Origin of the sequence: Anaerobiospirillum succiniciproducens DSM 6400 (assembly GCF_000482845.1) — a bacterium.
Lineage (GTDB): Bacteria > Pseudomonadota > Gammaproteobacteria > Enterobacterales > Succinivibrionaceae > Anaerobiospirillum > Anaerobiospirillum succiniciproducens.
On sequence record NZ_AXWV01000147.1, the window covers coordinates 1 to 1431 of the forward strand.

The window sequence follows — 1431 nt, forward strand, 5'->3', positions numbered from 1 at the left end:
TGCATCATGATCCTATAAGCGTTGAGATGTATGAAGCTCAAGCTAAAGAAATCCTTGATTTGAAGCGCAGGAATGAAGTTCTAGTTAAATCCAACCATGATTTGAACTGCCAGCTTAAAGAAGAACGTAAAGCAAACAAAAGGCTGGCTAAAGATTTAGACAGAGCTAGAACAAATCTAAGCAATGTAGAGTCACGTCTTCAAGAGTTCATTATAAAAGTTCATAACATTGATAAAACCCTGTTCGATTCTCTTGACAGGGGCTTTTCGCTGAATTTGCTTGATGGCCAAATAAGCCCTTTAAAGAATAGCTTAGATTTCATTATCGAGATCTTTACTGAACTTAATCAAAGCCGAGTAGCTTATATCATTGAGCGTTATTTAAAGCTTTCAAAGAGCGAAAAAAGTAAAGCAGATGTACATGATCCTAACGCAGAAGATGTCGACGAGAATCAAGAAGAAGATGATGATGATGATAATTTTGGTGCAAAAGGAAAGTCGCGTAAAAAGGTAATAGTCAAAGGCTCTGCAGAGAAAGAATTCGGTCACAATGTACCTGAGGTCGGGGCCATTCACAAAGAGATCATGAACAATTCTAATCTTGGAAAGGGTTATTTTGGCTTCAGAAAACAAACCTATTATCCTAAAACGCCTTCTACAATCCTTGATTGTATACCTCGCTTCGACTTTGAACTGCCATACGTGTTCAAATTAATATTTGAATTTGCCGTCCCTCACTGCATGCCTAAGATTAAAGTACTACCTAACCAAGATCAGAAAGGTGACTCACATAAACTATGCAATGTCCAGCATATAAAGCAAGCTAACTTCGTAATAGAGCCAGCAAAGAAGACATTTTGGGGGTACTGCAAGAAATGTCGTAAATATGAAAAGTTTACGATTCAAGATAAGAGTAGTACTCGCGTAGTATCAGGTAAAACTTATGACTTGGGCGAAGCTTTTGTCATTCTTTCAAGCTACTGGGTTAAAGGAGAAGAATGTAAGAATGAGTTTGTAATGTCCCTTGATGAAATTAATACCGACAAGATACTTTATGAGGCCATCACACCATATGGTGAGGAAGATAGATTACACCTGCCTGAGTCCGATGCTAAAACAAAGAAAGACAGTAGATTTAATTGCGAAGATGAATCAAAAAGAATTAATAAGGCTAAAAACAATAACCAGAGAAGCTATAGATTTAGCACAGCATGCAACCACAGGGCTTCAGATATAAAAAATCAGGCACATGTTTCGATAGTATCTGGACCTACTGCACCTACAGTCTTTGACCGCACAACATCATCCCTGATGCCTTTGTTTAAAGGATGCCATTCCAATGTTGGTCTGATGGCTGATCTTTTGGAAGCACATCTGCTCTATTGCAGTGCCTCTCGCTATCATAAGACATCATCACTTGCTACCGCTGTAG

1 protein-coding gene is annotated in these 1431 nt (G+C 38.4%); it reads left to right on the forward strand.

What is annotated here, in order from left to right; translation table 11 throughout:
- Positions 1-1431, forward strand: a 1431-nt coding sequence (locus tag H524_RS17500) for a hypothetical protein (RefSeq protein ID WP_044122364.1), incomplete at both ends; no start/stop codon positions are given.